This window comes from Arthrobacter gyeryongensis (assembly GCF_039543785.1).
In the GTDB taxonomy this organism is placed as follows: Bacteria; Actinomycetota; Actinomycetes; order Actinomycetales; family Micrococcaceae; genus Arthrobacter; species Arthrobacter gyeryongensis.
Map to the genome: position 1 here is coordinate 216,751 of NZ_BAABKK010000015.1, position 25,933 is coordinate 242,683.

Consider the following 25,933-nt stretch of genomic DNA (forward strand, 5'->3'; position numbering starts at 1 on the left):
CATGGCAAGTTTTGAACTCACCGAGGAATACCAGGACCTGAGCGACTCCGTCCGGGAATTCGCCGACGAGGTAGTGGCCCCTGTATCCACGAAGCACGACGAGGAACACAGCTTCCCGTACGAGGTAGTCAAGCAGATGGGTGAGATGGGCCTGTTCGGCCTGCCCTTCCCTGAGGAGTTCGGCGGCATGGGCGGAGACTACTTCGCCCTCGCCCTCGCGCTGGAACAGCTGGGCCGCGTGGACCAGTCCGTGGCCATCACCCTCGAAGCCGGTGTCTCGCTCGGCGCCATGCCGGTGTACCGCTTCGGCACCCAAGCGCAGAAGGAACACTGGCTGCCCCAGCTGACCTCGGCCGAAGCGCTCGCAGGCTTCGGCCTGACCGAGCCGGAAGCCGGCTCGGACGCCGGAGGCACCAAGACGCACGCGCACCTCGAGGACGGCCGCTGGGTCATCAACGGCAACAAGGAGTTCATCACCAACTCCGGGACCGACATCACGCGGCTCGTCACCGTTACCGCCGTCACCGGGCAGCACGAACGCAAGGACGGGAGCATCAAGAAGGAAATCTCCACCATCCTGGTTCCCACCGACACGCCCGGTTTCACCGCGGAAAAGGCCTACAACAAGGTGGGCTGGAACGCTTCCGACACCCACCCGCTGACACTGAACAACGTCAGGGTGCCGGAAGAGAACCTGCTCGGTGTCCAGGGACGGGGCTACGCCAACTTCCTGTCCATCCTGGACGAAGGCCGCATCGCCATCGCCGCGCTCGCCACCGGTGCGGCCCAGGGCTGCGTCGACTTGTCCGTGAAATACGCCAAGGAACGCGTCGCGTTCGGGCAGAATATCGGCAAGTACCAGGCCATCCAGTTCAAGATCGCCCGCATGCAGGCACGGGCCCACACGGCACGCCTGGCCTATTACGATGCGGCCGCGCGGATGCTGGCAGGCAAGCCGTTCAAGACCGAGGCGGCCATCGCTAAGATGGTCGCAGGCGAGGCAGCCATGGACAATGCACGGGACGCCACCCAGGTGTTCGGTGGCTATGGCTTCATCAACGAATTCACGGTGGCACGCCACTACCGCGACTCCAAGATCCTGGAAGTCGGGGAAGGCACCACCGAGGTCCAGTTGATGCTCATCGCCCGCGAGCTGGGCCTTTAACCGTCAGGGAAGGTAAACGATGATTGACAAAGTTGTTGCCAGCGCCGCGGAAGCGGTGAAGGACATCCACGACGGCGCCTCTCTCGCCGTCGGCGGGTTTGGCCTGTGCGGTATCCCGGTGGCGCTGATCGATGCGCTCCACGATCAAGGCACCAAGGAACTTGAAACAGTCAGCAACAACTGCGGGGTGGACGACTGGGGCCTGGGCATCCTGCTGAAGGACGGGCGTATCCGCCGGACCATCAGTTCCTATGTCGGTGAGAACAAGGAGTTCGCGCGGCAGTACCTTGCCGGCGAGCTTGAGGTGGTCCTCACCCCGCAGGGCACCTTGGCCGAGAAACTACGCGCCGGCGGCGCCGGCATCCCCGCGTTTTTCACGGCGGCCGGCGTCGGGACGCAGGTCTCGGAAGGCGGCCTGCCGCAAAAGTACGACGGCGACGGCAACGTGGCGATCGCGTCCTCACCCAAGGAAGTGCGCACCTTCAACGGCGCGGACTATGTCCTGGAGGAATCCCTGACACCCGACTTCGGACTGGTCCACGCCTGGAAGGGCGACCGTCACGGGAACCTCGTCTTCCACGCGACGGCCATGAACTTCAATCCGCTGTGTGCCATGGCTGCCCGGATCACCATTGCCGAGGTCGAAGAGCTTGTGGAACCCGGCGAACTCGATCCGCAACATATCCACACTCCGGGCATCTTCGTCCAGCGGGTCGTCGTGGCACCGGACACCGAGAAGCGCATCGAAAAGCGGACCGTCGCGTTGACCCAGCAGGCAGGAGCCTAGCCATGGAATCGAACATCACCCAGGATGTGCCGCCGCGTCCCGAGGCCGTCAGGCACGAGTACCGCCGCGCCGGCGCCGAGCACCACGAGGGCAAGGGCTGGACGCGGAACGAACTCGCTGCCCGCGTAGCCCGTGAACTCAGCAACGGGCAATACGTCAACCTCGGGATCGGCATGCCCACCCTGATCCCCAACTACATCCCCGAGGGCGTCGAGGTGATCCTGCATTCGGAGAACGGGATACTGGGCGTCGGCCCCTACCCGGCCGAGGACGCCGTGGACCCCGATCTGATCAACGCCGGCAAGGAAACGGTCACCGTCAACCCCGGCGCCGCATTCTTTGACTCGGCAACGTCGTTCGGCATGATCCGCGGCGGCCATGTGGATGTCGCCGTGCTGGGAGCCATGGAGGTCGCGGCCAACGGGGACCTGGCCAATTGGATGATCCCCGGCAAAATGGTCAAGGGCATGGGCGGCGCCATGGACCTGGTCTTCGGCGCCAAGCGGGTGATCGTGATGATGGAGCACGTGGACCGCAACGGCAAGCCCAAGATCGTCAAGGAATGCTCGTTGCCCGTTACGGGGAAAGGCTGCGTGGACCGGATCATCACCGACCTCGCTGTGATCGACGTCGTCTCCGAAGGCGGGGCCTCGAGACTCGTCCTGCGCGAGCTGGCACCGAATGTCTCCGCCGAGGACGTGGCGGCCGCGACCGGCGTCGAACTCTTCGAAGAGGACCAGGAGCTGACTGTATGACCAACGTTCCCGAAACCCGCCTCCCTGAACCCCGTGTCCCCGACCCCCGCATTATTGAGCAGCGGGGGCTGTACTTCGAGGAACTCGAAGAAGACGTTGTCTACGCCCACCGGCCCGGGAGGACCGTCACCGAAACGGACAACGTCCTGTTCACCACGCTGACCATGAACACCCAAGCCCTGCACCTGGATGCGGCTTGGAGCGCCACGCAGCCCTTCGGACAGAGGCTCATGAACTCAATGTTCACCTTGTCCACCATGGTGGGACAATCCGTCACGCAACTGACGCAGGGCACCATCATTGCCCAACTGGGACTCACGGACGTCTCTTTCCCGCACCCGCTGTACCACGGCGACACCCTCTACACGGAGACCGTCGTCGCCGGGAAACGGGAGTCGTCGTCGCGTCCCGGCCAAGGCGTAGTGACCATGAAGCACACCGGCCGCAACCAGGACGGGAAAGTTGTGGCGCTGGCCACGCGGGCCTGCCTCATGTGGACCCGAAACGCGCATCTGGAGGCGCAACAGGGGACAATCAATACATGACCTTCACCATGGGCCCCGCATTGCTTTTCTGCCCCGCCGACCGCCCTGAACGGTACCAAAAGGCCGCCGAGCGTTCCGACGCCGTCATCCTGGACCTCGAGGACGCCGTCGCGCCCGCGGCCAAGAAGCGGGCCCGGGGCGCCATCCTTGCCCAGCTCGGCTCCGGCGGGGAGACCGCCGAGCTCGACCCCAGCCGCACGATCGTCCGCGTCAATCCAGTGGGCACTCCTGACTTCGAAAAGGACCTGCACTGCCTCGCGCACACCCCCTACCGCACCGTCATGCTGGCCAAGGCCGAGACCGGTGAACAGCTGAAGGCGCTCGAGGGTTACCACGTCATCGCGCTGTGCGAGACGGCCATAGGAATCGTCAACGCGGCTGAGATCGCCCAGGCTCCCAACGTCGTCGGGCTGATGTGGGGCGCCGAGGATCTGATCGCCTCCATGGGCGGCACCTCGAGCCGCAAGGACGACGGCGGCTACCGCGCCGTCGCAACGCACTCCCGCTCCACCGTGCTGCTGGCCGCCAAAGCCGCAGGCAAGGAAGCCATCGACTCGGTCTACGTCGACATTCCCGATCTTGCCGGCCTGGCCGCGGAATCCGCCGACGCCGTGGCCAGCGGATTCGGTGCCAAGGCCTGCATCCACCCGAACCAGGTCGCCGTGGTCCGCGAAGCCTACGCACCGTCGCCGGAAGCCGTTGCAGGAGCCCGTGAACTGCTTGAAGCTGCGGCCGCGGCTGGAACCGGTGTGTTCCAATACAAGGGGAAAATGGTGGATGGTCCCATCCTGAAACATGCCGAATCCACGCTGCTCAGGGCCCGGCTGTCCTGAAGGGCTATTGACCGCGCCGTCGTGACTTCGGCAGCGACAACGGGGCGATGACCTCGTAGAGTTCCATCCGGATCCAGCGCTGCCCTGTCTCGCGGAACTCGGCCCTCGTGGCGAAGCGGTAGAGGAAGCTGCGCGCACGCACCCAACGCGGCCGAGCGCCGTCGAACGGGTCCTGGCGCAACAAGCGCAAAGTGGGCCGGTCGGCGTCGAGCAGTTTGCCCAAGAACGCGTAGAACCACTCCTCGTGCACCGTGCGCAAGGGCAGGAACCACATCAACCAGTCAAGGCGCAGGTGATACGGCGCCCACTGACGGGGCAGCCGGCGGACGTCGCCGGGCTTGCCCTTGAAGCCGTATTCGCGCCAGTCCGCCTCATCGACGGGAACCTCGGCTTGGGTGCCTTCCACCACGATTTCCACCCGGTGCCGTGTCACCGTACCGAACGCCCCGTAAGTGTTGACCAACTGCCATCGGTTGAAGCTCGCGTTCATGAGCTGCCCCCGCGAGAGCAGGTTGCGGATGGGCCAATAGCTGAGGACCAGAAGGAGCGCCGTCACCGCGAGTACGACGGCGAGCCACCAGACCGGGGTCTGCGGAACGGCCGCGGCCAGGTTCGGCCGTTGCGGGATGAAAGGCAGCACAGCCTGGGCGACGGGGTCGCTCACCGCAGCGAAGGCAAGCACGATCGCGGACCAATTGAGCCACGCGAAGTTTCCGCTTCCCACAAGCCACAGCTGCGTGAATACGACAATTCCTGCGGCGATGGTGGCCAAGGGCTGCGGGGCAAACAGGAAGAACGGCACCACCAACTGGGCGAAGTGGTTTCCGAGCACCTCCATGCGGTGCATCGGTTTGGGCAGGAGATGCGCCTGGCGGCTCAACGGTCCGGGCATGGGCTGTGTCTCGTGGTGGTAGTACAGCGCGGTTAAATCACGCCACTCGCTTCCACCATGGATCTTGATCATGCCCGCGCCGAATTCCAGCCTGAACAGCAGCCACACGAGCAGCACAAGGATGGTCCTAGGCGGGGGAACCTGTTCCGAACCAAGGAAGCCCACAGTGAAGCCCATTTCCAGCAGCAGCATCTCCCAGCCGAAGCCGTAGAAGGTCTGGCCGACGTTGACGATCGACATATAGAGCAACCACAAAGCCAGGAACGCGGCCAGGGGAAGCCACGGCGGGCCCAGCTGCGGCAGCCCGCCCACGAGCGTCAGGGAAACGGCAAGCCCGGCGGCGCAAACGGCACGGAGCAGGGCGTCCGAATACTTCCAGCGGAACAGGCTGGGCCTGCGCAAAACCCTGTATCCGTCCACGTACCTCGGGACAGGCAGGAGTCCGTGTTCGCCAAGGAGCGCGGGAAACTGGTTGAGGCTGGACAGGAACGCGATGAAATAGAGCGCGGCCGTGCCACGCTGGAGCACCTGCCGGGCGAATTCATAGTCCGGCGCCTCGAACCACGAGACCCAGTCCACAAAACAACGTTACGCCTGGGGTGCGGGATACTTAAGCAATGCAGCCGCGCAAGATCATCCTCCTCGGGTCCACTGGTTCCATCGGCACTCAAGCGATTGACGTCGTCGACGCCGCCCCCCATCTCTTCGAGGTCGTGGCGCTGAGCGCGGGCGGCGGGAACCTGGAACTCATCGCGCAGCAGGCCGTCCACACCAAGGCCCAAGCAGTGGGCATCGCCTACGGCGACGCCCACGAACTCCGGAAACTCATCAGCGAGGCCGCTTCCGCCGCCGGGCTCCGGAACTATGATCCGGCGATCATCACGGGACCGGATGCGTCCACCAAGATTGCCGCGATCGAAGCGGACGTCGTGCTCAACGGCATCACGGGATCCATCGGGCTGGCGCCGACGCTGGCAGCCCTCAAGTCCGGCGCCATCCTGGCCTTGGCCAACAAGGAATCCCTCATCGTCGGCGGTGCGCTGGTGAAGGCCGCGGCAGCCGTTGACCAGATCGTGCCCGTGGATTCCGAGCACTCGGCCATCGCCCAATGCCTCCGCGCGGGAACCGACAAAGAGGTTGAGAAACTCATCCTGACAGCGTCCGGCGGGCCGTTCCGGGGCCGCAGCCGCGAGCAACTCCGCGACGTGACCCCGGCCGAGGCGCTCGCCCACCCCACGTGGGACATGGGCCTCATGGTCACCACCAACTCGGCCAGCCTGGTCAACAAAGGCCTGGAGGTCATCGAAGCGCACCTGCTCTTCGATGTTCCCTTGGACAGGATCGACGTCGTGGTGCACCCGCAATCCGTGGTGCACTCCATGGTGGAGTTCGTGGACGGCTCCATCATTGCCCAGGCCTCTCCGCCGGACATGCGGCTGCCCATTGCCCTCGGCCTCGGGTGGCCGGACCGTGTGCCCGGCGCCGCCAAGGCCTGCGACTGGAGCCAGGCCACCAGTTGGACGTTCGAGCCCCTTGACTCGGTGGCCTTCCCGGCCGTGAAACTGGCCAAGGACGCTGCGAAGCAGGGGAGCACCTTTCCGGCCGTCTTCAATGCGGCCAACGAGGAAGCGGTGGAAGCCTTCCACGCCGGGAGGATCCGCTTCACCGACATCGTGGACACAGTGGAGTCCGTCCTCAGCGAACATTCAGGATCCTTGGAGCTGACGGTTGATTCTGTGTTGGATGCTGAGAGGTGGGCACGCACGCGCACCCACGATCGTTTAGCCAACAGCACCCTTTAGGAAGCAGTACTTAAGGCATGAATCCCGTCATTCTGTTCATTCTCGGAGTCGTCTTCGTCGCTATCGGCGTGGCCGTCTCCATTGCGCTGCACGAGGTGGGGCACTTGCTTCCCGCCAAGCTGTTCAAAGTGCGCGTCACGAAATACATGATCGGTTTCGGCCCTACCCTGTGGTCCACGCGGAAAGGCGAGACCGAGTACGGCGTCAAGGCCATTCCGCTGGGCGGTTACGTCGCCATGATCGGCATGTACCCGCCCAACAAGGAAGATGGCAGCGTCAGGCCGTCGAGCACCGGCATGTTCCAGACCCTCGCCACCGAGGCCCGGTCCGCGGCGCATGAGGAAGTGGGCCCCGGGGACGAGAACAGGGTCTTCTACAGGCTGCCGGTCTGGAAAAAGGTCATCATCATGCTTGGTGGGCCGGCCATGAACCTGCTCATCGGCTTGGTGCTGACCGCGGTGCTGCTCATGGGTTTCGGAGTGTCCACGGCCACCACCACCATTGCCGAGGTGTCCAAGTGCCAGGTCAAAGCCGGCGAGACCGTCGATCCGAACTCGCCGAACTGCCAACTGACCCCGGCCGCGGTGGCCAAGCTCCAGCCCAACGACGTTGTGACCAGCTTTGACGGCAAGCCGGTGACGAGCTGGGCTGAAATGAGTGGCTGGATCCGGGCGTCCGCCGGCAAGGCCGTGCAAATCACGGTGGATCGTGGCGGCAAGAGCGTCACCACGCAAGTAACCCCCGTGCTGTCTGCACGCCCCGTCATCGGCGACAACGGACTCCAGGCCAAGGGCGCGGACGGCAAGCCGTTGTACGAGGAAGTCGGGTTCCTCGGCATCGGCCCGCAGGCTGCCATGGTGCCCCAGCCGGCGTCGACCGTTCTTCCGATGGCCGGCGAGAACATCAAGCAAATCGCGGGAGTCATCCTCAACCTCCCCGCGAGGGTGGTCGGCGTTGCGCAAGCGGCCTTCGGCTCCGAACCGCGCGATCCCAACGGGCCGATCAGCGTGGTGGGCGTCGGCCGGGTGGCCGGTGAAGTGGCTGCCATGGATCAGGTTCCGCTGCAATCGCGCGTCAGCGCTCTCGTGGGGCTCCTCGCCGGACTGAACTTTGCCCTCGCCGTCTTCAACCTGGTTCCGCTCTTGCCGCTCGACGGCGGACATGTCGCGGGCGCGCTCTACGAGGGAGCCCGGCGTCGAATCGCCAAGCTGTTCGGCAAACCGGATCCAGGCGCCTTCGACATCGCCAAGCTCTTGCCGCTCACGTACGTCGTGGCGAGTGTCCTTATGGCTATGAGCGCTCTGCTGATCTACGCGGACATCGTCAAGCCCGTCAACCTCTTCGGCTGATCCGGATTGGGCTGGGGGGATAGGCTATCCATATGACTGTTTTCGCTGTTGAGTACGTGTACGACGCCGAGTCCGCCGAGGTGCGCGACGCGAACCGCCCTGCCCACCGCGCCTGGCTCGCCAGCCTCGCCGAGCAGGGAACCCTGCTGGCGAGCGGCCCTTACACCGACGGCGCGGGTGCGCTGTTGCTGCTTGAGGCCGCCGACGAGTCGGAGCTGAACGCCACGCTGAAGGAGGATCCGTTCGCAGCCGTCCGGGGGATTGCAGGCATCCGGACCTCGGAGTGGAACCCCATTATCGGAATGCTTGCCGCCCACGCTTCCTAGCAGCATGACCGGCCGGGGTCCTGACCCCGGCCCTACGATCCACCCATTTCAACCCAAGGAGTCCACGTGACCTCGGTCAGCCTGGGAATGCCGTCAGCCCCGCCCCCCGTTCTCGCGCCCCGCCGCAAGACCCGCCAGATCAAGGTGGGTTCGGTCGGCGTCGGCTCCGATTCGCCCATCAGCGTGCAATCGATGACCACCACCCCCACTACGGACATCAACGCCACGCTGCAGCAAATCGCGGAGCTGACGGCGTCCGGCTGTGACATCGTGCGTGTCGCTTGCCCTTCCGCGGATGACGCCGAGGCGCTGCCGATCATCGCCCGCAAGTCCCAGATTCCGGTGATCGCGGACATCCACTTCCAGCCGAAGTACGTCTTCGCCGCGATCGAGGCCGGTTGCGCCGCTGTGCGCGTCAATCCGGGCAACATCCGCAAGTTCGACGACCAAGTGAAGGAAATCGCCAAGGCCGCCAAGGACCACGGCACGTCCATCCGGATCGGCATCAACGCCGGCTCCCTGGAGCCCGGCATCCTGAAGAAGTACGGCAAGGCCACCCCGGAAGCCCTCGTCGAGTCGGCCGTGTGGGAAGCTTCGTTGTTCGAGGAACACGGCTTCAATGATTTCAAGATCTCCGTCAAGCACAACGACCCCGTCATCATGGTGGCGGCCTACGAGATGCTTGCCGAAAAAGGCGACTGGCCCCTGCACCTTGGCGTGACCGAGGCCGGACCGGCCTTCCAGGGCACCATCAAGTCCGCGACGGCCTTCGGAGCGCTTCTGTCCCGGGGCATCGGTGACACCATCCGCGTGTCCCTTTCCGCGCCGCCTGTTGAGGAAATCAAGGTCGGCAACCAGATTCTGCAGTCCCTCAACCTGCGCCCCCGCAAGCTCGAAATCGTCTCCTGCCCTTCCTGCGGACGCGCCCAGGTGGACGTCTACACACTCGCCGAGCAGGTCACGGCCGGGCTCGAAGGAATGGAGATTCCGCTGCGCGTTGCAGTCATGGGTTGTGTCGTGAACGGCCCGGGTGAGGCACGTGAAGCCGATCTGGGTGTGGCCTCCGGAAACGGCAAAGGCCAGATCTTCGTGAAGGGCGAAGTCATTAAGACTGTTCCCGAGAGCCAGATTGTTGAGACACTGATCGAAGAGGCCATGCGTATCGCCGAAGAGATGGGGGAGGCCGATGGCGAAGATGCTGTCAAGGGTAGCCCCGTGGTTAGCGTCTCGTAACGAGGCAGCCGCCGATGGGATTTCGGTCCGGGTGCTCGGCGCTGCCGACACCCGGGCCCTTCGCGTGCTCGCGATGGAAGACCCCGTAGCGAACGTTTTCATTTTGGCGCACCTCGATTCGTCGGGGAGCGCCGCACCCACTTCCGGCGGTGCGAGCGTCTTTGGAGTGTTCGACGGCGACGCCCTGGTGGGTGCCTGCTGGGCCGGCGCCAACCTGGTTCCGGTGCAGCTGGACCCCGAACTGGCTTCCCGCGTTGCGGCCGTTGCACACCGGGCCGGACGTCGCTACGCCTCGATCTTCGGGCCTGCCCAGACCGTGCTGGCGCTCCATTCCCGCTTGGAGCAATTGGGCCATTTCGCCCACGAGGTACGCGCCGACCAGCCGCTTTTGGCGATCTCGGGGCCACCCGCCGTCGAACCCAATCCACAGCTCGGCTTCGGAAACATCGCGGACTTCGACCGGATCCTGCCCGCCTGCGCAGCCATGTTCGAAGAGGAAGTGGGCTATTCGCCCTTTCTCGGGAGCGAGGACTTCTACAGCCGCAGGGTGGCCGGACTGATCCGGCAAGGCCATTCCTTGGTACACATCGACGCCGGCGGGGCCGTGAAGTTCAAAGCCGAACTCGGGGCGGTCACGGCGCAGGCCACCCAGGTCCAGGGCGTCTGGATGAACCCCGAGTTCCGCGGCCAGGGACTCAGTGCCGGGTACATGGCGGGAGTGGTTGTCCTCGCCCAACAGTTCGCCCCGATCACGAGCCTCTACGTCAACGAATACAACACCAGGGCGCGCGCCACCTACGAGCGGGTCGGTTTCCAACGCCTCGGAACCTTCGCCACGGTGCTGTACTAGCCAGCCCCGTCCTACCCAACCCAACTAACTCGCAGTTGTTGTCGTTTTGAGGGCTCATAACGACATCTAATGCGAGTTAGTTGGGAGGCGCGAGTTCGCCGGTGAGGTAGTGCTGGACGTTCGGGGCCACGAGCCGCACCACCTCGTCCTGGGACGCCGAAGCCAGGGGTTCCAGCCGGACCACGTAGCGCATCAGCATGAGCCCCACTATTTGCGTGGCAACGAGGTTGCCACGCATCTTTGCCTCTTCGGGGGAGCCGGGAAGACCTGCTGTAATCCTGGACAGGATGGTCCTCGCCACCATCTCCCGCAGCAAGGCGGTCTTGGCCTTGGAGCCGATTGTTCCCCTGACGAACGCGACAAGCCCGTGTTGCGCCGGGCTTTCCCACAGACGCAACACGGCGCGGACGATCGCCTCCGAGCGCTTCGCCGGATCGAGCGATTCGACGCCGGCAAGGACCTCGTCGGGATCCGCGGGGAGCTCGACGCTCTGGGCGAAGAGTTCGTCCTTGCCCTTGAAGAAGTGGTGGACCATGGCCGGGTCCACTTCTGCTTCGCGGGCGACTTGCCGCAGGCTCGTGCCGTCGAACCCGTGTTCGGCGAAGAGCCGGCGCGCTGTGGCCAGGATCAGTTCCCGGGAGTCACTCCCGCCGCTGCGGCGTCCCCGCCGCAGGGGAGGCAAGCCGCCGCTCATGAGGTCCGCCGTCGGAGGGTGAACGAAGCCAGGACCAAAACTCCGACGACGATCGCCGCCATGACCCCGGCATCTTGCCACATGGCCTGCGTCGCCTCGGTGTTGTCGGCGATCTGCTGGAGCGCATCGACGGAAAACGTCAGTGGCAGCACATTGGAAATGCTCTCCAGGAGGCTGTTCATGTGGTCCCGGGCCACGAAGAGTCCGCACAACAGGATCTGCGGTATCACCACCACCGGCATGAATTGCACCGCCTGGAATTCGGTCCGCGCAAAGGCCGAGCACAAGAGGCCGAGCGCGACACCGAGCACTGCGTTGATGACGGCGATCATCACCACGTAACCAGGACCACCCTTGATATCCAGATTGAAGATCCAGTACGCCACGGCCGTGGCTACAAGGGATTGCAGGGCAGCCATGATGGAGAACGCCAACGCGTAGCCGAACAGGAGATCGGCCTTGTGGATGGGCGTCGTCAGGAGCCGTTCCAACGTCCCCGACGTCCTTTCGCGCAACATCGTGATCGACGTGACCAGGAACATCACCACGAACGGGAAAATGGCCAGCATCATGAGTCCCACACGGTCAAAGGTCCGGGGGAATCCGGGGGGCAGGGTTTCGTTCTCGAAGAGATAGTAGACGCCCGTGAGGAGAAGCGCGGGAACCACCATGATGAGCGCGACGCTGCGGTGGTCGTGCCGCAGTTGGTCCAAGACCCGCCTGGTGGTGGCAAACATCATCCGTGGATTCATGACGCCACCTGGCTTTCATTCGCACCCCGGCGGTTCGAGGTGGCGCTCGTTTCCTGGATGATGTGCAGGAAGGCCTGTTCCAGATCGTTGCTGTGTCCCCGTTCGCTGAGTTCCGCGGGACTGAGCTGCGCCAGCAGCAAGCCGTCGCGGAGCAGGAGCAACGAGGAACAGTGCGAGGCCTCTTCCATGACGTGGCTGGAGACCAGCAAGGTGGTGCCCGATTCGGCCATCGCGGCGAACCGTTCCCACAGCTCGGCACGCAGTACCGGATCCAAGCCAACCGTCGGTTCGTCGAGGACCAGCAGCTTCGGATGCGAGACGAGCGCGCAGGCCAGCGAAACCCGGCTGAATTCACCACCGGAAAGGTCTGCTGTCTTCCGCCGTGCCAGTGATTCGAGCCCGACGGCGGCAATCGCCTCCGCCGTGTCGGCCGCCGAGACGCCGTGCATGGCTCCGAAATACCTGACGTTCGCCTCGACGCTGAGGTCCGTGTAGACGCTCGGCGCCTGGGTGACGTATCCGACGTCGTGCCGCAATGACGGCGTACCCGCTGGACGGCCCAATACTTCCACGCTGCCGGCTGTCAGTCGCTGGACTCCGACGATGCAGCGCATGAGGGTTGTCTTGCCGCTCCCGGACGGTCCCAGCAGGCCCGTGATGCGCCCAGGCCGCATGGCGAAGTCCAGGCCGCGCAGGATCTTCTTGTGGCTGCGCGTGACGTGCAGGCCCTCCACTGTGACCGCCGGGGGCGCAGGGGACATGCCTGGTGCGGGACTTTCCGCTGGGCTGTGGGACATCGCGGCCTCCGATTTATTCATCAGGTGATGAATAAAAGGTAAGTCCGATACACAGGCGCGTCAACTGTGAGCCTCGGGGACGGATCTGCAACGCGGGGTCACTTACGGCCCATGTCGGACCTCCGGATGGGCGCTAAGTGACCCCGCGTTGTTCGTTGCCAGGGCCAGGGCCAGGGCCTGCAAAAATTGGTTAGTCCAAGCCCTTGAAAAAAGTGTCCACCATCACATAAATTCAAAACCAGCCGTGTCGCTGGGGCGCGGGCGGTTTCAGGGAGGAAACACCAACAAATGACTGTAAGCGTTGATCTTTCGAAGGCATTCGGCACGTCCGACTAAGCCTCGGAGACAACGCGCGCGGCCGACCAGCCGCTGAGCCACGCCATGGCAGGATGACCAGCCGCCCAGCGGCCAGGGGCTTCCTCGCACCATGGCGTGGCTCATCTTCGTTTGGTGGGGTGCCGCCCTCGGGAGAAACCCGGGGGATGGGCCCCGGCAGGTTCCCCGGCCGCAAGCCGGTAGATTGGTACACAGTAGTTTTTGCCAGCTCTTGCCATAGAAACGGATTCTGACCCGTGGTCCTTCGCCTCTCCCAGCTGTTCCTGCGCACCTTGCGTGAAGATCCCGTCGACGCCGAAGTCGCAAGCCACAGACTCCTGGTCCGCGCGGGCTACATCCGCCGTGCCGCACCGGGCATCTACACCTGGCTGCCTTTGGGATTGAGCGTCCTGCGCAAAGTCGAGCAGATCATCCGCGAGGAAATGGCCGCCATCGGCGCCCAGGAAGTCCATTTCCCGGCGCTGCTGCCCCGGGAACCCTACGAGGCCACCAACCGCTGGACCGAATACGGCGAAGGGCTGTTCCGCCTCCAGGACCGCAAGGGTGCCGATTACCTTCTCGCCCCCACTCACGAGGAAATGTTCACCCTCCTGGTCAAGGATCTGTACTCCTCGTACAAGGACCTGCCGCTGAGCCTGTACCAGATCCAGAACAAGTACCGCGACGAAGCACGCCCCCGGGCAGGCCTCCTCCGCGGCCGCGAATTCATCATGAAGGATTCCTACTCGTTCGACGTCGACGACGCCGGCCTGGACGCGAGCTACGCGGCCCACCGCGCCGCGTACCTGAAAATCTTCGAGCGCCTTGGCCTTGAGGTCATCCCCGTTGCCGCCACGGCAGGCGCCATGGGCGGATCCAAGAGCGAGGAATTCCTGTACCCCACCGAGATCGGCGAGGACACCTTCGTGCGCTCGGCAGGCGGCTACGCCGCCAACGTCGAAGCCGTGACCACCGTGGCCCCGGCCGAGATCGATTTCAGCAACGCGCCTCCGGCACGGGTCCTGGACACCCCGGACACACCCACTATCGACACCCTCGTGACGGCTGCCAACCAGCTCGCCCCGCGCAGCGATTCCGACGGCGGCGCCTGGACTGCCGCCGACACCCTCAAGAATGTGGTCCTCGCCGTCACGCTGCCCACTGGCGAGCGTCAGATCGTGGTCATCGGCGTTCCCGGTGACCGCGCGGTGGACCTCAAGCGCGTCGAAGCCAACATCGGTTCATTCTTGCCCATTGCCGGGGAGATCGGGCTCGAAGCGGCCAACGAGGAAGACCTCAAGAAGATCCCGGAACTCGTCAAGGGCTACATCGGCCCCGGACTGGTCCTCGCCGAGGCCGTTCTCGGGCTCGAAGGCACGTCCAAGTTGCTCTTCCTTGTTGACCCCCGGGTTGTCTCCGGTACCAGCTGGGTCACCGGAGCGAACGAAGACGGCAAGCACGTCTTCGGTCTCGTAGCCGGGCGCGATTTCACCTGGGACGGCGTCATTGAATGCACCGAGGTCCGCGCGGGAGACGAAGCCCCGGATGGCTCCGGTCCCCTGGAGACTGCCCGCGGCATCGAAATGGGCCACATCTTCCAGCTCGGACGCAAGTATGCAGAGGCCCTCGACCTGAAGGTCCTCGACCAGAACGGCAAGCAGGTCGTGGTCACCATGGGCTCCTACGGTGTCGGGGTGACACGTGCCGTTGCCGCCCTGGCCGAGGCCAACAACGACGACCGTGGCTTGATCTGGCCGCGCTCCGTGGCCCCCGCGGATGTCCACGTGGTCGCCGTCGGACGTGGCGAGGAAATCTTCGCGGCAGCCGAGAAGCTTTCCGCCGAACTCGAGGCGGCCGGCCTCGACGTGATTTACGACGACCGCCCCAAGGTTTCCCCGGGCGTGAAGTTCGGTGACGCCGAGCTCGTGGGCGTCCCCACCATCGTGGCGGTCGGCCGTGGCTTGGTAGACGGTGTTGTGGAGATCAAGGACCGTCGCACCGGCGAGGCCGAAAACGTGGCAGTCGAGAAGGCTGCCGACTACGTGGTCAACGCCGTACGCCAGAAGTGATCTCCGGCTTCGAGTCGGTCCAGCTCACCACGCTCATCATGATCGTGGTGGCTGGATTCGCGGCCGGTTGGATCGATGCAGTGGTGGGCGGCGGGGGACTGATCCAGCTCCCCGCCTTGCTCCTGGTTCCGGGGATCACCCCGGTCCAGGCGCTGGCCACCAACAAAATGGGCTCCATCTTCGGGACGACAACCAGCGCTGTCACTTACTACCGCCGGGTTGGCCCTGACCTCAAGACGGCCATACCCATGGCGGTGATTGCCCTCGCGGGCAGTTTCGGCGGAGCCGTCCTGGCGGCCAACCTTCCAGCGAGCGTCTTCAAACCCATCATCGTGGTGGCCCTCATCGCCGTCGCGCTCTTCACTGCGCTGCGGCCCAATGCAGGCGAGCTGACCGCGCTGCGTCATGACGGCCACACGCACTACGTCGTGGCGTGCGCCATTGGCGCCGTGATCGGGTTCTATGACGGCCTGATTGGTCCCGGAACAGGCTCGTTCCTGGTGATCGCCCTCGTCTCCGCCATGGGCTATGCCTTCCTTGAGGCCAGCGCCAAGGCGAAGATCGTCAACATGGCCACGAACGCCGGTGCCCTGTTCTTCTTCCTGCCGCACGGATCGCTGCTTTGGGGCGTCGGGGCTGTGCTGGGCTTGTCCAACATGGCAGGCGGCTATTTGGGCGCGCGGACCGCAGTGAAACAAGGCAGCGGCTTTGTGCGGATCGTGTTCCTGATCGTGGTCGGCGCGTTGATCGTCAAACTCGGCATGGACGTCTGGAACGACTACTTCGCCAAGTAGCGCACGGCGTCGAAAGCGATGGCCGGAGGGAAGCCGCGGGCGTAGCATGCACTCATGTGGGTCGATTCCGGCGACTATGAACGGGCACTCGAACGTGCGTTGGAACACACCCGGGAGTGGTTGAGGGCCTTGCCTGGGCGGCCGGTACGGCCAAATACCGCGGCCGATGACATCACGGCGACCTTCGGCGGAGCCTTGCCGGCCAGGGGACTGGACCCGGCCTCGGTCATAGATTTCCTCGCCGAACACGCCGAGCCCGGGCTGATGGCCATGCAATCGGGGCGCTTCTTCGGTTGGGTCATCGGCGGTACGGTGCCGGCCGGGATGGCCGCGGACTGGATGGTTTCCGCATGGGACCAGAACTCCGGCCTGCGCTTCGCCACACCCGCCACTGCCGGGATCGAAGAGGCCGCCGGGCGATGGCTCCTTGAGCTGCTCGGACTTCCTGAAGCCTCCGACGTCGGATTCGCGACCGGCGCCAGCATGGCCAACTTCACGGCCCTCGCGGCGGCCCGATGGCGCCAGCTGGCCAACGTCGGCTGGGATGTCAACGCCGGAGGACTCCAAGGCGCGCCGAAACTGCGTGTCCTGGTCGGAGCCGAGCGGCACGAGAGCCTGGACATGGCACTGCGCTTCCTGGGCTTCGGCGCACCCGAAGTTGTCGCAGCGGACCATCAAGGCGCGATCGATCCAGCCGCCCTGCGGGCTGCGTTGGAATCCGGTTCCGGTCCGGCAATCGTGTGTCTTCAGGCCGGGAACCTGCATTCCGGAGCCTTCGATCCTTTCCTCGAGGCGATTCCGGCTGCGAAGGATCACGGCGCGTGGGTCCACGTTGACGGGGCTTTCGGCTTATGGGCGGCGGCGGTGCCGGGACTGCATCATCTGGTCGAGGGCGTCGAGTTGGCCGATTCGTGGGGAACCGATGCCCACAAGACCCTCAACGTGCCATACGACGCCGGGATCGTGGTGGTACGCGACGTGGCTGCCCTGCGGTCCGCCGTCGGTATGCATGCCGAATACCTGATGCAGGATGACCACGGCCCCGGCGACCCCATGGAGAAGGTACCCGAGTTGTCCCGCCGTGCCAGGGGAGTGCCGGTGTGGGCGGCCCTGCGGTCTTTGGGCGCCGATGGCGTGCGGGAGCTTGTGGCGGGACGTGCGGAGTGTGCCGCGGAACTGGCCAGGCGGCTCGCCGAAGTGCCCGGCGTCGAGGTCCTCAACGATGTGGTGTTCACGCAGTTGTCCCTGGCCTTCGGTTCAGACGAGAGGACCCGAGCCGTGACGGACTACATCATGGCCGACGGAAGGGTCTGGATGTCCGGTTCGCGCTGGCAGGGCAGGGATATCCTGCGTGTTTCGGTCACCAACTGGTCCACGGATTCGGCAGACCTGGATATCGCGGTGCAGGCGATCAAGGATGCGCTGGAGGCCACCGCCTAAGCCGCGCGTCCGGAAGACTCGGCGCGTCCGGAAGCCGGGCGTCTGGACGACTCGGCGCCCGGACCACTGAAGCTAGTTCGATGCTGCCAGTCCCGGTTCGGGCAGATCGTGCGCGGCGGGCAGCCCGTCCAGGGGCCGTCCTGCGAGGGTGCTGGCCACCCACAACGAGCGTGCCAGATCGCCCTCATGCCGTGGTTTTCCGGCATACCACAGGGCGTTTTCGATCTCGCGGACCAGGCTCCATTCCCTGGCGGCTTCGCTGTCCAGGCCGGCCGCGGCGCTGAAGTCCGCGCAGCGCTCCAGAAGGGCAACTTCCGGAGCCGTCGTGGAGAGATCGCGGATACGGTTCCACAAGATCGGTGCGACGGCGAATTCCGCCTCTCCGATCTTCGGTTGCGGATCGATCGCCACGTATGCGCGTTCTCCGATGGACGCAGCGCCATTGCGGGCGCCATTCGGGGTGCCATTGAGATGGGGCAGGATGTTCATGAAGTGCAGGTCGCAATGGACCAGGACATCCCTGCCCGCCCGGCGCCCGACAGCGCCACGGGTCTGGCACACCTCCAAAGCGGCTTCGAGGAGCCATCGGGGGAAGGGCCGGCCAAGTTGCTCCCAGTCGGCGGGCAACTCATCGCTCCAGCGCTCGGCACGGGCCGCGATGTGCTCGAACTCTTTCCATTCTGGCCGCTCGTCCGGCTCGATGCCGAGTTCCCTCACGAGCGATCCCCAGACGTCTCGGGCTTCTTCCATCGGGGCGCCCTGCAGCCAGCTGACGGAGTCGAGCCGCTCCAGGAGCATCGCGCAGGAGGCCGCATCGGCGTCGAGCAGCTTTACGGCCCCGGCACCGCCCCAGAGGGCCAGCGCATGCCGTTCAACGAGGGCCTCCTCGTGCGGGAACGCTATCTTGAGCACCGAACGGGCGCCGTTGTAGAGGACCGGAATGACGATGCCGCCGTGGCCGTTCCAGGGTTGCGCGCCGGGTTCCAGGTCAACGGTCAGCTGCCAGCGATCCAGGCTGGCGTCGATCAGACCGGGCAGCCCTGAGAGCCACGCCCGCCCCTCCGCTGTGCGGGAGTAGCGTGCCTGGAGGTCGCCAGGGATCGAAACGAAGGTAGTCATCACTGTCAGCCTACCCAAGCCGGTCCGGGAGTGGTTCAGACCACTCCGGAGGAGCCCAGGAGGCTTCCGATGAAGAACGTCGCGGCAAGCGCAAGGGCTCCGCCGATGACGACGCGCACGGCGGCGCGGGTCTTCGAGCTGCCGCCGATCCATGCTCCTATGGCTCCGGTGATTGCGAGCGCGAGCAGAACGGAAATGAAGGTCAGCGGTACACGCAGCCCCGGGGGCGGGAGCAGAATCGCAAGCATGGGCAGCACCGCGCCGAGGGTGAAGGCAATGGCGGACGCGAAGGCCGCATGCCACGGGCTGACGATGTCGTCCTCGTCGATATTCAATTCGGCCGAAAGGTGAGCGGCCAAGGCATCGTGCTCCGTCAACTCCGCAGCGACTTTCCGCGCGGTTTCGGGCCGCAGGCCCTTGGCCTCATAGATCGCAGTCAATTCGGCCAGCTCTTCTTCGGGTTCCTCGGCGAGCTCCCGCCGTTCCTTCTCGATGAGCGCCTTTTGGCTGTCGCTCTGGCTGCTGACGGATACGTACTCGCCGAGTGCCATGGACACCGCCCCACCCACGAGTCCGGCCGCTCCAGCGGTGAGGATGGCGCCGGTGTTCGTCGTGGCGCCGGCGACGCCCACCACGATGGCGGCAACGGAGACGATTCCGTCGTTGGCGCCAAGGACGCCTGCCCGAAGCCAGTTGAGCCGGTGGGCGAGGTCGTTGGCGTGTGGTTCGTTCTCATGCAGGGCTGCAGTTTCGATGGAAGCCATGGTACAAGCCAAGCACTTGAACACTGCTGCCGCCAGCAAAGAAAGGCTTTCCTATGGAGCCGGAGTGCCGCTCGGCAGCGGGGGGAGTGCCGTGGTGTCGATCGACAGTCCGGCGAACGGGCCAACCGGAGTTCCCCAGGCCTGGCTGCGTTTGGCGGCGTCGACAAGCCCGTCGATAGCCCATTGGCGCGTCTCGCCCTCTGACAATGCCACGAGGTCGGCATAGGCAGTCAGCGAGCTGGCTTCCATGCTTCCCAACGCGAGTGCGGGTTTGGCGGCGAAAGTGGCAGGCAGGCGATAGCCGGCTTCCCGCGGCGGTGTCGCGATGCAGTGCAGCCGACCCTGGGCCTCCGCTCCCCGGAGCAGCTCCTGATGGCGCGCCAACCAGGTGGCTGCGGTCGCCGATGCCTTCGCGTCCAGCTTGGTCAGGGCCACTTGGTAGGCATAGATCGCCTCCTGTTCGGAGCTGACGACGGCGGCAAGGGCTGCGGGCAGATCGGCCTTGGTGGCCGCCGTTCCGGGTGTCGGTGCCGTCGACGTGGCCGGCGAGGCAGTGCAGCTGGGCGGCGGTGTCGGGGCCGTACTCGCCCCGGCCGGGGTCGCCGGTAGCGGCAAGCCCCAGGTTGCGGCCAGCCGCGATGACTCAAGCAGCTGGGCAGTCCCGACGGCGGCTAGCAGCCGCGCCATGCCGCCGTCGGCGTCCGCGGCGTCCGCCAAGCGACGGGAAGCGCTCGAGGCGAGCGAGGAGACAAAGCCGGCCCTCGTTGGGCGCTCCTGGGTGGCACCGAGGCTTGGGGAAGCCGCGGAGGTATTCGATCCCGAAGAGCCGGAAGGTTGCAGCAGCGCTTGCGCCTGGCTTGTCAGCAACGTCACAGTGTCCGTGCTCTCCACGAGCGATGCGCTCCCCAGGAGCGTCTCGGTCGAAGAGAGCGCTTCGGAACGGGCAGTTTCGGAAAACGGCACCGCTGGGGGCCTTGGGGCGTCCCGCGGGACAAGCACGGCGCCGACTCCTAGAACGAGGACTGCGAGGAAAGCCAGCAGGAGGGTCCTCATCCAGCCATGGCTCCGTGGTTTCTCAACAGTCTCGTGGTTCACAACAGACTATGGTGTCACGCCCGCGGACAACTTGCCTCCCCGCAGAGGAGCCCCCGTGCACCACGCCGCCGTAAATGTCGTTAAGCTAGTAGTCACAACATCATCTATCGGGAGGCGGCTGGCCAGTGAGTCATTCGGAAGCCACGACTTCAACAGACCAGGCTGGAACGGATCCGACGAGTCCAGCGCAACACGAGGTCCGCAACCCCGAGGAGAGCAGGCTGAAGGCGCTTTTGGCGCCTGCCGTCCTGGCGAGCCGGCTCTATCTTGAGGATGTTGCCATCCAGGTTGCCGGTTCGCACCGGGTAGTCCACGTGGTCATCGACCTGCCCCAGGAGGAAACCGGCGGCGTCAGCCTTGACGTCATCGCGGAAATCTCCAGGGCCCTTTCGGACATACTGGACAACGATCCCCGCACCGACGGCCGCCCCTACGACCTCGAGGTCTCCTCGCCCGGCGTCGGCCGGCCCCTGACGGAGCCCCGCCACTGGCACCGGGCCCGCGGACGCATGGTCAAGGTCAACGTGATCCAGGGAGAGAACCTGACCGGGCGTATCCAGTCCGTCGACGACGACGGCGTCACCCTGGTTCCCGAGCAAGAGGTCAAGAAGGGCATGAAGCCCAAGCAGGGCGAACCCGTGAAAATTCCTTTCGACAGGATCCGCCAAGGAAAAGTCGAGATAGAGTTCAGCCACCTCAACGAGGCCGTGCTGGAAGACGAGTACAACGGACCTTCCGAGGAGGCCTAATGGATATTGACATGAGTGCGCTGAGACTCCTGGAGCGTGAGCGTGAAATCCCGCTGGACCTCCTGATTCCCACCATCGAGCAGGCGCTCCTGGTGGCTTACCACAAGACGCCGGGCGCTTTCGAAAAGGCCCGTGCCGAGCTGGACCGCAAGAGCGGGCACGTGACCATTTGGGCCACGGAAATCGACGACGACGGCGAAGCCATCGGCGAGTTCGAGGACACTCCTGCGGGATTCGGCCGCATTGCGGCGAGCACCGCACGGCAGATCATCCTGCAGCGCCTGCGCGACGTCGAGGACGACAACGTCCTCGGCGAATTCAAGGGCCGTGAAGGCGAACTCGTCGCCGGCCTGATCCAGCAGGGCAACAACCCGCACATGATCCAGGTGAACCTCGGTTCCGTGGAAGCGCTGCTGCCGCCGCCCGAGCAGGTTCCGGGGGAGAAGTACACCCACGGCAACCGCCTGCGTGCGTTCGTTGTGGACGTCCACCGCGGCGCCAAGGGACCCTCAATCACGCTGTCGCGCTCCCACCCGGGCCTCGTCCGGAAGCTTTTCGAGCTGGAGGTCCCGGAGATCGCGGACCGTTCGGTCGAGATCGTGGCACTGGCTCGCGAAGCCGGACACCGGACCAAGATGGCCGTCAAAGCCAACACCCCCGGCATCAACGCCAAGGGTGCTTGCATTGGTGAAATGGGCTCCCGCGTCCGCGCAGTCATGACCGAACTCAACGACGAAAAGATCGACATCGTCGACTTCAGCGAAGACCCGGCGACCTTCATCGCCAACTCCCTGTCGCCGTCGCGCGTGAATTCCGTCACCATCACCGACGAAGCCACGCGCTCCGCCCGGGTGGTTGTTCCCGATTACCAGCTGTCCCTCGCCATCGGCAAGGAAGGCCAGAACGCCCGGCTCGCAGCCAAGCTGACCGGCTGGCGGATCGACATCGTCTCTGACGCCGCTCCGGACAAGGGTAACTAAACAGACCACATGGCGCCCAGCCCCGGATCCGCGCACCTTGTGGATTCGGTGGCCGGGCCCTCGGGGGCTTAGAATAAATGGAACCGGGTCTATGCCCGGTATCCGTGCGCTTTGGCGTGCTCGCGACTTGCGGGGCAATAACCCCGGCAAGGCAAGGGCGGGCGCCGAGCAAAGCAGAACCGCAGAAGACAGGTAAAGACACTGAGGCAGGTTGATACACCCAGTGACTGAACTGCTTCACACCAGGCACCAGCCTGTGCGCACCTGCATCGGATGCCGGAAACAAGGCAAGCGGAGCGAGTTGATCCGGCTTGTCGCCGAAGGGGGCGGGTCACCCGTCGTCCTGGTGGATGAACGACGCCGGATGACTGGCCGGGGTGCGTGGCTGCACCCCAGCACCACATGCCTGACGCTGGCAAGCAAACGGCGTGCTTTCGCTAGGGCCCTCGCGGGCGCAAGTGAAGTCACCGCCGTCGAAAGCTACCTGGCGGCAGTCATACCCCCTGCTGACACTGAAGTGAAAGCAGGAAAACCGTCCAAACCTGAAAGCGGGTCAGAAAACTGATGGAAACCCGATGAGTTCCCAGCGATGAGTGCGCAACGATGAGTGCGCAACGATGACAACTTTGTTGCGCTCTGCACAGGGCCTATCCGCCGCGTTCGCGGCAGGGGCCCGCAGTAAGAATTAGACGGTTCGTGCCTGGCTCGGTGCGGACCGAGACAGGAGAAATGTGGCCAAGGTCCGCGTACATGAGCTCGCCAAAGAGCTCGGTATTACTTCCAAAGATGCAGTGACGAAACTGCAGGAATTGGGCGAATTCGTTCGCTCCGCCTCTTCAACAATTGAGGCACCCGTCGTGAAGAAGCTTCGCGACGCCTACCCGGGTGCCGGCGCCGCAAAGGCCGCTGCCCCGGCAGCACCTCGCCTTGCAGCCCCCGCTGCCCCCGCAGCATCCCGCCCGGCTCCGGGCCCCGCTGCGCCCAAGGCTCCGGTTCCCGCCCCCAAGGCTGAGGCCCCGGCCCCGGCGGCGCCTGCGGCTCCCGCAGCTGCAGCAAGTCCAATCTCCGCCAAGCCGGGTGCCCGTCCGGCACCCAAGGCCGAAGCCCCTGCCCCGGCACGTCCGGGCAGCCAGGCTCCGCGGCCCGGCGGCCCCCGTCCGGGCAACAACCCGTTCGCGACCTCGCAGGGCATGCCCCGCGGCCGTGGCGACGGCGAGCGTCCTCCCCGTCCGGGCAACAACCCCTTCGCAACCTCGCAGGGCATGCCGCGTTCCGGTGGCCGCACTGACGGCGAACGTCCCGGCGGTCCGCGTCCCGCGGCCGGCGCAGGCGGTCCCCGTCCCGCAGCCGGTTCCGGTGGTCCGCGTCCGGGTGCTCCGCGCCCCGGTGCTCCCCGTCCGGGCGCTCCGCGTCCCGCAGGTGGCCCCGCAGGAAACCGTCCCAGCCCGGGCATGATGCCCAACCGCACCGAGCGTCCCGCTCCCGGTGGCGCAGGCCGTCCGGGTGGCGCTGGCCGTCCCGGTGGTGGCGGTCCCGGCCGTCCGGGTGGCGCTCCTGGCGCAGGCACCGGTGGCGGAGCTCCCGCCGGCGGTGGCTTCGGCAAGGGTGGCCGCGGACGCGGCGGTACCCAGGGTGCCTTCGGCAAGGGTGGCGCAGGACGTGGCAAGCAGCGCAAGTCGAAGCGTGCAAAGCGTCAGGAACTGGAGCAGATGAGTGCTCCGTCGCTGGGCGGCGTATCCGTACCCCGCGGCGACGGCAACACCGTAGTCCGGCTCCGTCGTGGCTCGTCCATTACGGACTTCGCCGACAAGATCGAGGCGAACCCCGCCGCGCTGGTGACCGTACTGTTCCACCTCGGTGAAATGGCAACGGCTACGCAGTCCCTGGACGAAGACACCTTCGGCCTGCTGGGTGTTGAACTCGGCTACAAGATCCAGGTAGTTTCGCCGGAAGACGAAGAGCGCGAGCTCCTCGACTCCTTCGATATCGACCTCGATGCCGAACTGGAAGCCGAAGGCGACGACGTCCTCGAACCGCGTCCCCCGGTTGTCACCGTCATGGGTCACGTTGACCACGGTAAGACCCGACTGCTCGACGCCATCCGGAAGACCAACGTGGTTGCCGGCGAACACGGCGGCATCACGCAGCACATCGGTGCCTACCAGATCAGCCACATCCACGAAGGCACTCCGCGCGACATCACCTTCATTGACACCCCCGGTCACGAGGCGTTCACCGCCATGCGTGCACGTGGTGCCAAGGTCACCGACATCGCCATCCTGGTTGTCGCAGCCGACGACGGCGTCATGCCGCAGACGGTGGAAGCACTCAACCACGCACAAGCGGCCAACGTGCCGATCGTCGTCGCGGTCAACAAGATCGACAAGGAAGGTGCGAACCCGGACAAGGTCAAGGGCCAGCTCACCGAGTACGGTCTGGTTCCCGAAGAATACGGTGGCGACACCATGTTCGTTGAGGTTTCTGCCCGCCAGAACATCAACATCGACGAACTGATCGACGCCGTCCTGCTGACCGCAGACGCCGCTTTGGACCTGCGCGCCAACCCGGACAAGGACGCTCGAGGCATTGCCATCGAAGCGAACCTGGACAAGGGCCGCGGTTCCGTGGCCACCGTCCTGGTCCAGTCCGGTACCCTGGCCGTCGGCGACACGATCGTGGCCGGTACGGCCCACGGCCGCGTCCGTGCCATGTTCGACGAAGACGGCAACGCCCTCGACGTCGCGCTTCCGTCCCGTCCGGTCCAGGTCCTGGGTCTGTCCAACGTTCCGCGTGCAGGTGACACCTTCCTGGTGACATCCGACGAGCGTACGGCCCGCCAGATCGCTGAAAAGCGTGAAGCAGCCGACCGCAACGCGGCACTGGCCAAGCGTCGCAAGCGCATCAGCCTGGAAGACTTCGACCAGGCAGTTGCCGCGGGCAAGATCGACACCCTCAACCTCATCCTCAAGGGTGACGTTTCCGGTGCCGTTGAAGCCCTCGAAGACGCACTGCTCAAGATCGACGTCGGCGACGAAGACGTTCAACTGCGCGTCATCCACCGCGGTGTGGGTGCCATCACGCAGAACGACGTCAACCTCGCCACGGTGGACAACGCCATCATCATCGGCTTCAACGTCAAGCCCGCCGAGCGCGTGGCCGACCTTGCCGATCGCGAAGGCGTGGACATGCGCTTCTACTCCGTCATCTACTCGGCAATCGATGACATCGAGCTGGCCCTCAAGGGCATGCTCAAGCCGGAGTACGAGGAAGTCCAGCTCGGTACCGCCGAGGTCCGCGAAGTCTTCCGTTCTTCCAAGTTCGGAAACATCGCCGGTTCCATCGTGCGCTCGGGCATCATCCGCCGTAACACGAAGGCACGCGTCAGCCGCGATGGCAAGGTCATCGGCGACAACCTCACCGTTGAGACGCTCAAGCGCTTCAAGGACGACGCCACCGAGGTCCGCACGGACTTCGAGTGTGGTATCGGTCTTGGCTCGTACAACGACATCAACGAAGGTGACATCATCGAGACCTTCGAGATGCGCGAAAAGCCGCGCGTCTAAGGTGTCGCAGGCCGGTGCTGCTCTCGGGCGGCTCCGGCCCGTTCCGCCGATATGGGGGCCCCGCCCCTACGCTGGGCGGCTGACGTCTTACGACGTCGGCCGCCCAGCTTCGGCAGGCCCGATGCCACTCCCGGGCCCCCATATCGGCTCCACGGACCTCAGCGGGAAGCTCTCGGTCCGTTCCGGGCCCCCATATCGGCTCCACGGGCCTCCGCGGGGACCTCTCGGTCCGTTCCGGGCCTTTTTAGCGAGTGGCATTTTTTAG

Annotated in this window: 24 protein-coding genes; 17 read left to right on the forward strand and 7 right to left on the reverse strand. The window is 65.2% G+C overall.

The window, feature by feature from the left end:
• Position 1: 1 nt before the first annotated feature.
• The 5 genes from ABEA18_RS12745 to ABEA18_RS12765 are packed head-to-tail and all read left to right on the forward strand — an operon-like array spanning position 2 to position 4,085.
• A complete protein-coding gene (locus ABEA18_RS12745) occupies positions 2 to 1,165 on the forward strand; it encodes an acyl-CoA dehydrogenase family protein (RefSeq protein WP_345449768.1) in 1,164 nt (387 codons plus the stop codon).
• Positions 1,166 to 1,184: 19 nt separating this feature from the next.
• The gene (locus ABEA18_RS12750; RefSeq protein ID WP_345449769.1) at positions 1,185 to 1,952 is read left to right on the forward strand and encodes a CoA transferase subunit A; all 768 of its coding nucleotides are present in this window, start codon (positions 1,185 to 1,187) and stop codon (positions 1,950 to 1,952) included.
• Positions 1,953 to 1,954: 2 nt separating this feature from the next.
• Positions 1,955 to 2,707 carry a CoA transferase subunit B gene (locus ABEA18_RS12755; protein WP_345449770.1) on the forward strand — a complete coding sequence of 251 codons (753 nt, stop codon included), beginning with the start codon at positions 1,955 to 1,957 and terminating at the stop codon, positions 2,705 to 2,707.
• Positions 2,704 to 3,252: a MaoC family dehydratase gene (locus ABEA18_RS12760; RefSeq protein WP_345449771.1), complete on the forward strand. Its 549-nt coding sequence runs from the start codon at positions 2,704 to 2,706 to the stop codon at positions 3,250 to 3,252. The genes ABEA18_RS12755 and ABEA18_RS12760 overlap by 4 nt, the downstream gene beginning before the upstream one ends.
• The gene (locus ABEA18_RS12765) at positions 3,249 to 4,085 is read left to right on the forward strand and encodes an HpcH/HpaI aldolase/citrate lyase family protein (RefSeq protein WP_345449772.1); all 837 of its coding nucleotides are present in this window, start codon (positions 3,249 to 3,251) and stop codon (positions 4,083 to 4,085) included. The genes ABEA18_RS12760 and ABEA18_RS12765 overlap by 4 nt, the downstream gene beginning before the upstream one ends.
• A 4-nt stretch (positions 4,086 to 4,089) precedes the next feature.
• Here the strand turns inward: ABEA18_RS12765 and ABEA18_RS12770 are convergent, their stop codons facing one another.
• A complete protein-coding gene (locus ABEA18_RS12770) occupies positions 4,090 to 5,556 on the reverse strand; it encodes a lipase maturation factor family protein (protein ID WP_345449773.1) in 1,467 nt (488 codons plus the stop codon).
• A gap of 38 nt (positions 5,557 to 5,594) precedes the next feature.
• Between ABEA18_RS12770 and dxr the strand changes: the two genes are divergently transcribed.
• The 5 genes from dxr to ABEA18_RS12795 all read left to right on the forward strand — a co-directional run bounded on the left by dxr (position 5,595) and on the right by ABEA18_RS12795 (position 10,537).
• Complete coding sequence (gene dxr / locus ABEA18_RS12775; RefSeq protein WP_345449774.1) at positions 5,595 to 6,779, forward strand: 1-deoxy-D-xylulose-5-phosphate reductoisomerase; 1,185 nt, start codon at positions 5,595 to 5,597, stop codon at positions 6,777 to 6,779.
• A gap of 17 nt (positions 6,780 to 6,796) precedes the next feature.
• Positions 6,797 to 8,128: a M50 family metallopeptidase gene (locus ABEA18_RS12780; RefSeq protein ID WP_345449775.1), complete on the forward strand. Its 1,332-nt coding sequence runs from the start codon at positions 6,797 to 6,799 to the stop codon at positions 8,126 to 8,128.
• A gap of 32 nt (positions 8,129 to 8,160) precedes the next feature.
• Entirely contained in the window at positions 8,161 to 8,454 is a 294-nt protein-coding gene (locus ABEA18_RS12785; protein ID WP_236816616.1) for a YciI family protein, read from the forward strand.
• A 66-nt stretch (positions 8,455 to 8,520) separates the two neighbouring features.
• Entirely contained in the window at positions 8,521 to 9,687 is a 1,167-nt protein-coding gene (ispG, locus tag ABEA18_RS12790) for a flavodoxin-dependent (E)-4-hydroxy-3-methylbut-2-enyl-diphosphate synthase (RefSeq protein ID WP_236816619.1), read from the forward strand.
• Positions 9,650 to 10,537: a GNAT family N-acetyltransferase gene (locus ABEA18_RS12795; protein WP_345449865.1), complete on the forward strand. Its 888-nt coding sequence runs from the start codon at positions 9,650 to 9,652 to the stop codon at positions 10,535 to 10,537. Before ispG ends, ABEA18_RS12795 begins: the two co-directional genes overlap by 38 nt.
• A gap of 76 nt (positions 10,538 to 10,613) precedes the next feature.
• On the opposite strand, the gene ABEA18_RS12800 is transcribed toward ABEA18_RS12795, so the two are convergent.
• The 3 genes from ABEA18_RS12800 to ABEA18_RS12810 are packed head-to-tail and all read right to left on the reverse strand — an operon-like array spanning position 10,614 to position 12,744.
• Entirely contained in the window at positions 10,614 to 11,231 is a 618-nt protein-coding gene (locus ABEA18_RS12800; protein ID WP_345449776.1) for a TetR/AcrR family transcriptional regulator, read from the reverse strand.
• Positions 11,228 to 11,971 carry an ABC transporter permease gene (locus ABEA18_RS12805; RefSeq protein WP_345449866.1) on the reverse strand — a complete coding sequence of 248 codons (744 nt, stop codon included), beginning with the start codon at positions 11,969 to 11,971 and terminating at the stop codon, positions 11,228 to 11,230. The genes ABEA18_RS12800 and ABEA18_RS12805 overlap by 4 nt, the downstream gene beginning before the upstream one ends.
• Positions 11,972 to 11,979: 8 nt before the next feature.
• Complete coding sequence (locus ABEA18_RS12810; protein WP_345449867.1) at positions 11,980 to 12,744, reverse strand: ABC transporter ATP-binding protein; 765 nt, start codon at positions 12,742 to 12,744, stop codon at positions 11,980 to 11,982.
• 608 nt (positions 12,745 to 13,352) lie between these two features.
• Between ABEA18_RS12810 and ABEA18_RS12815 the strand changes: the two genes are divergently transcribed.
• From ABEA18_RS12815 to ABEA18_RS12825, 3 genes are read left to right on the forward strand one after another with little or no spacing between them, the layout of a single operon-like run.
• A complete protein-coding gene (locus ABEA18_RS12815; RefSeq protein WP_345449777.1) occupies positions 13,353 to 15,164 on the forward strand; it encodes a proline--tRNA ligase in 1,812 nt (603 codons plus the stop codon).
• Positions 15,161 to 15,958 (forward strand): sulfite exporter TauE/SafE family protein, encoded by a 798-nt coding sequence (locus tag ABEA18_RS12820; protein WP_345449778.1) that lies wholly within the window; start codon positions 15,161 to 15,163, stop codon positions 15,956 to 15,958. The genes ABEA18_RS12815 and ABEA18_RS12820 overlap by 4 nt, the downstream gene beginning before the upstream one ends.
• A gap of 54 nt (positions 15,959 to 16,012) precedes the next feature.
• Complete coding sequence (locus ABEA18_RS12825) at positions 16,013 to 17,398, forward strand: pyridoxal phosphate-dependent decarboxylase family protein (protein WP_345449779.1); 1,386 nt, start codon at positions 16,013 to 16,015, stop codon at positions 17,396 to 17,398.
• A gap of 72 nt (positions 17,399 to 17,470) precedes the next feature.
• Here ABEA18_RS12825 and ABEA18_RS12830 read toward each other — a convergent pair whose 3' ends face one another.
• The 3 genes from ABEA18_RS12830 to ABEA18_RS12840 are packed head-to-tail and all read right to left on the reverse strand — an operon-like array spanning position 17,471 to position 20,334.
• Positions 17,471 to 18,517 carry an aminoglycoside phosphotransferase family protein gene (locus tag ABEA18_RS12830; protein WP_345449780.1) on the reverse strand — a complete coding sequence of 349 codons (1,047 nt, stop codon included), beginning with the start codon at positions 18,515 to 18,517 and terminating at the stop codon, positions 17,471 to 17,473.
• A 35-nt stretch (positions 18,518 to 18,552) separates the two neighbouring features.
• Positions 18,553 to 19,281, reverse strand: coding sequence for a VIT1/CCC1 transporter family protein (locus ABEA18_RS12835; RefSeq protein ID WP_234753091.1), 729 nt, complete (start codon positions 19,279 to 19,281; stop codon positions 18,553 to 18,555).
• Positions 19,282 to 19,332: 51 nt separating this feature from the next.
• A complete protein-coding gene (locus tag ABEA18_RS12840; RefSeq protein ID WP_345449781.1) occupies positions 19,333 to 20,334 on the reverse strand; it encodes a DUF4439 domain-containing protein in 1,002 nt (333 codons plus the stop codon).
• A 167-nt stretch (positions 20,335 to 20,501) separates the two neighbouring features.
• Here ABEA18_RS12840 and rimP point away from each other — a divergent pair, with 167 nt between their 5' ends.
• The 4 genes from rimP (at position 20,502) to infB (ending at position 25,668) form a co-directional block, all read left to right on the forward strand.
• Positions 20,502 to 21,125, forward strand: coding sequence for a ribosome maturation factor RimP (gene rimP, locus ABEA18_RS12845; protein WP_345449782.1), 624 nt, complete (start codon positions 20,502 to 20,504; stop codon positions 21,123 to 21,125).
• Positions 21,125 to 22,105 carry a transcription termination factor NusA gene (nusA, locus tag ABEA18_RS12850; protein ID WP_345449783.1) on the forward strand — a complete coding sequence of 327 codons (981 nt, stop codon included), beginning with the start codon at positions 21,125 to 21,127 and terminating at the stop codon, positions 22,103 to 22,105. Before rimP ends, nusA begins: the two co-directional genes overlap by 1 nt.
• A gap of 256 nt (positions 22,106 to 22,361) precedes the next feature.
• Complete coding sequence (locus tag ABEA18_RS12855) at positions 22,362 to 22,670, forward strand: YlxR family protein (RefSeq protein ID WP_345449868.1); 309 nt, start codon at positions 22,362 to 22,364, stop codon at positions 22,668 to 22,670.
• 166 nt (positions 22,671 to 22,836) lie between these two features.
• The gene (gene infB / locus ABEA18_RS12860) at positions 22,837 to 25,668 is read left to right on the forward strand and encodes a translation initiation factor IF-2 (protein ID WP_345449784.1); all 2,832 of its coding nucleotides are present in this window, start codon (positions 22,837 to 22,839) and stop codon (positions 25,666 to 25,668) included.
• The last annotated feature ends 265 nt before the right edge of the window (positions 25,669 to 25,933 follow it).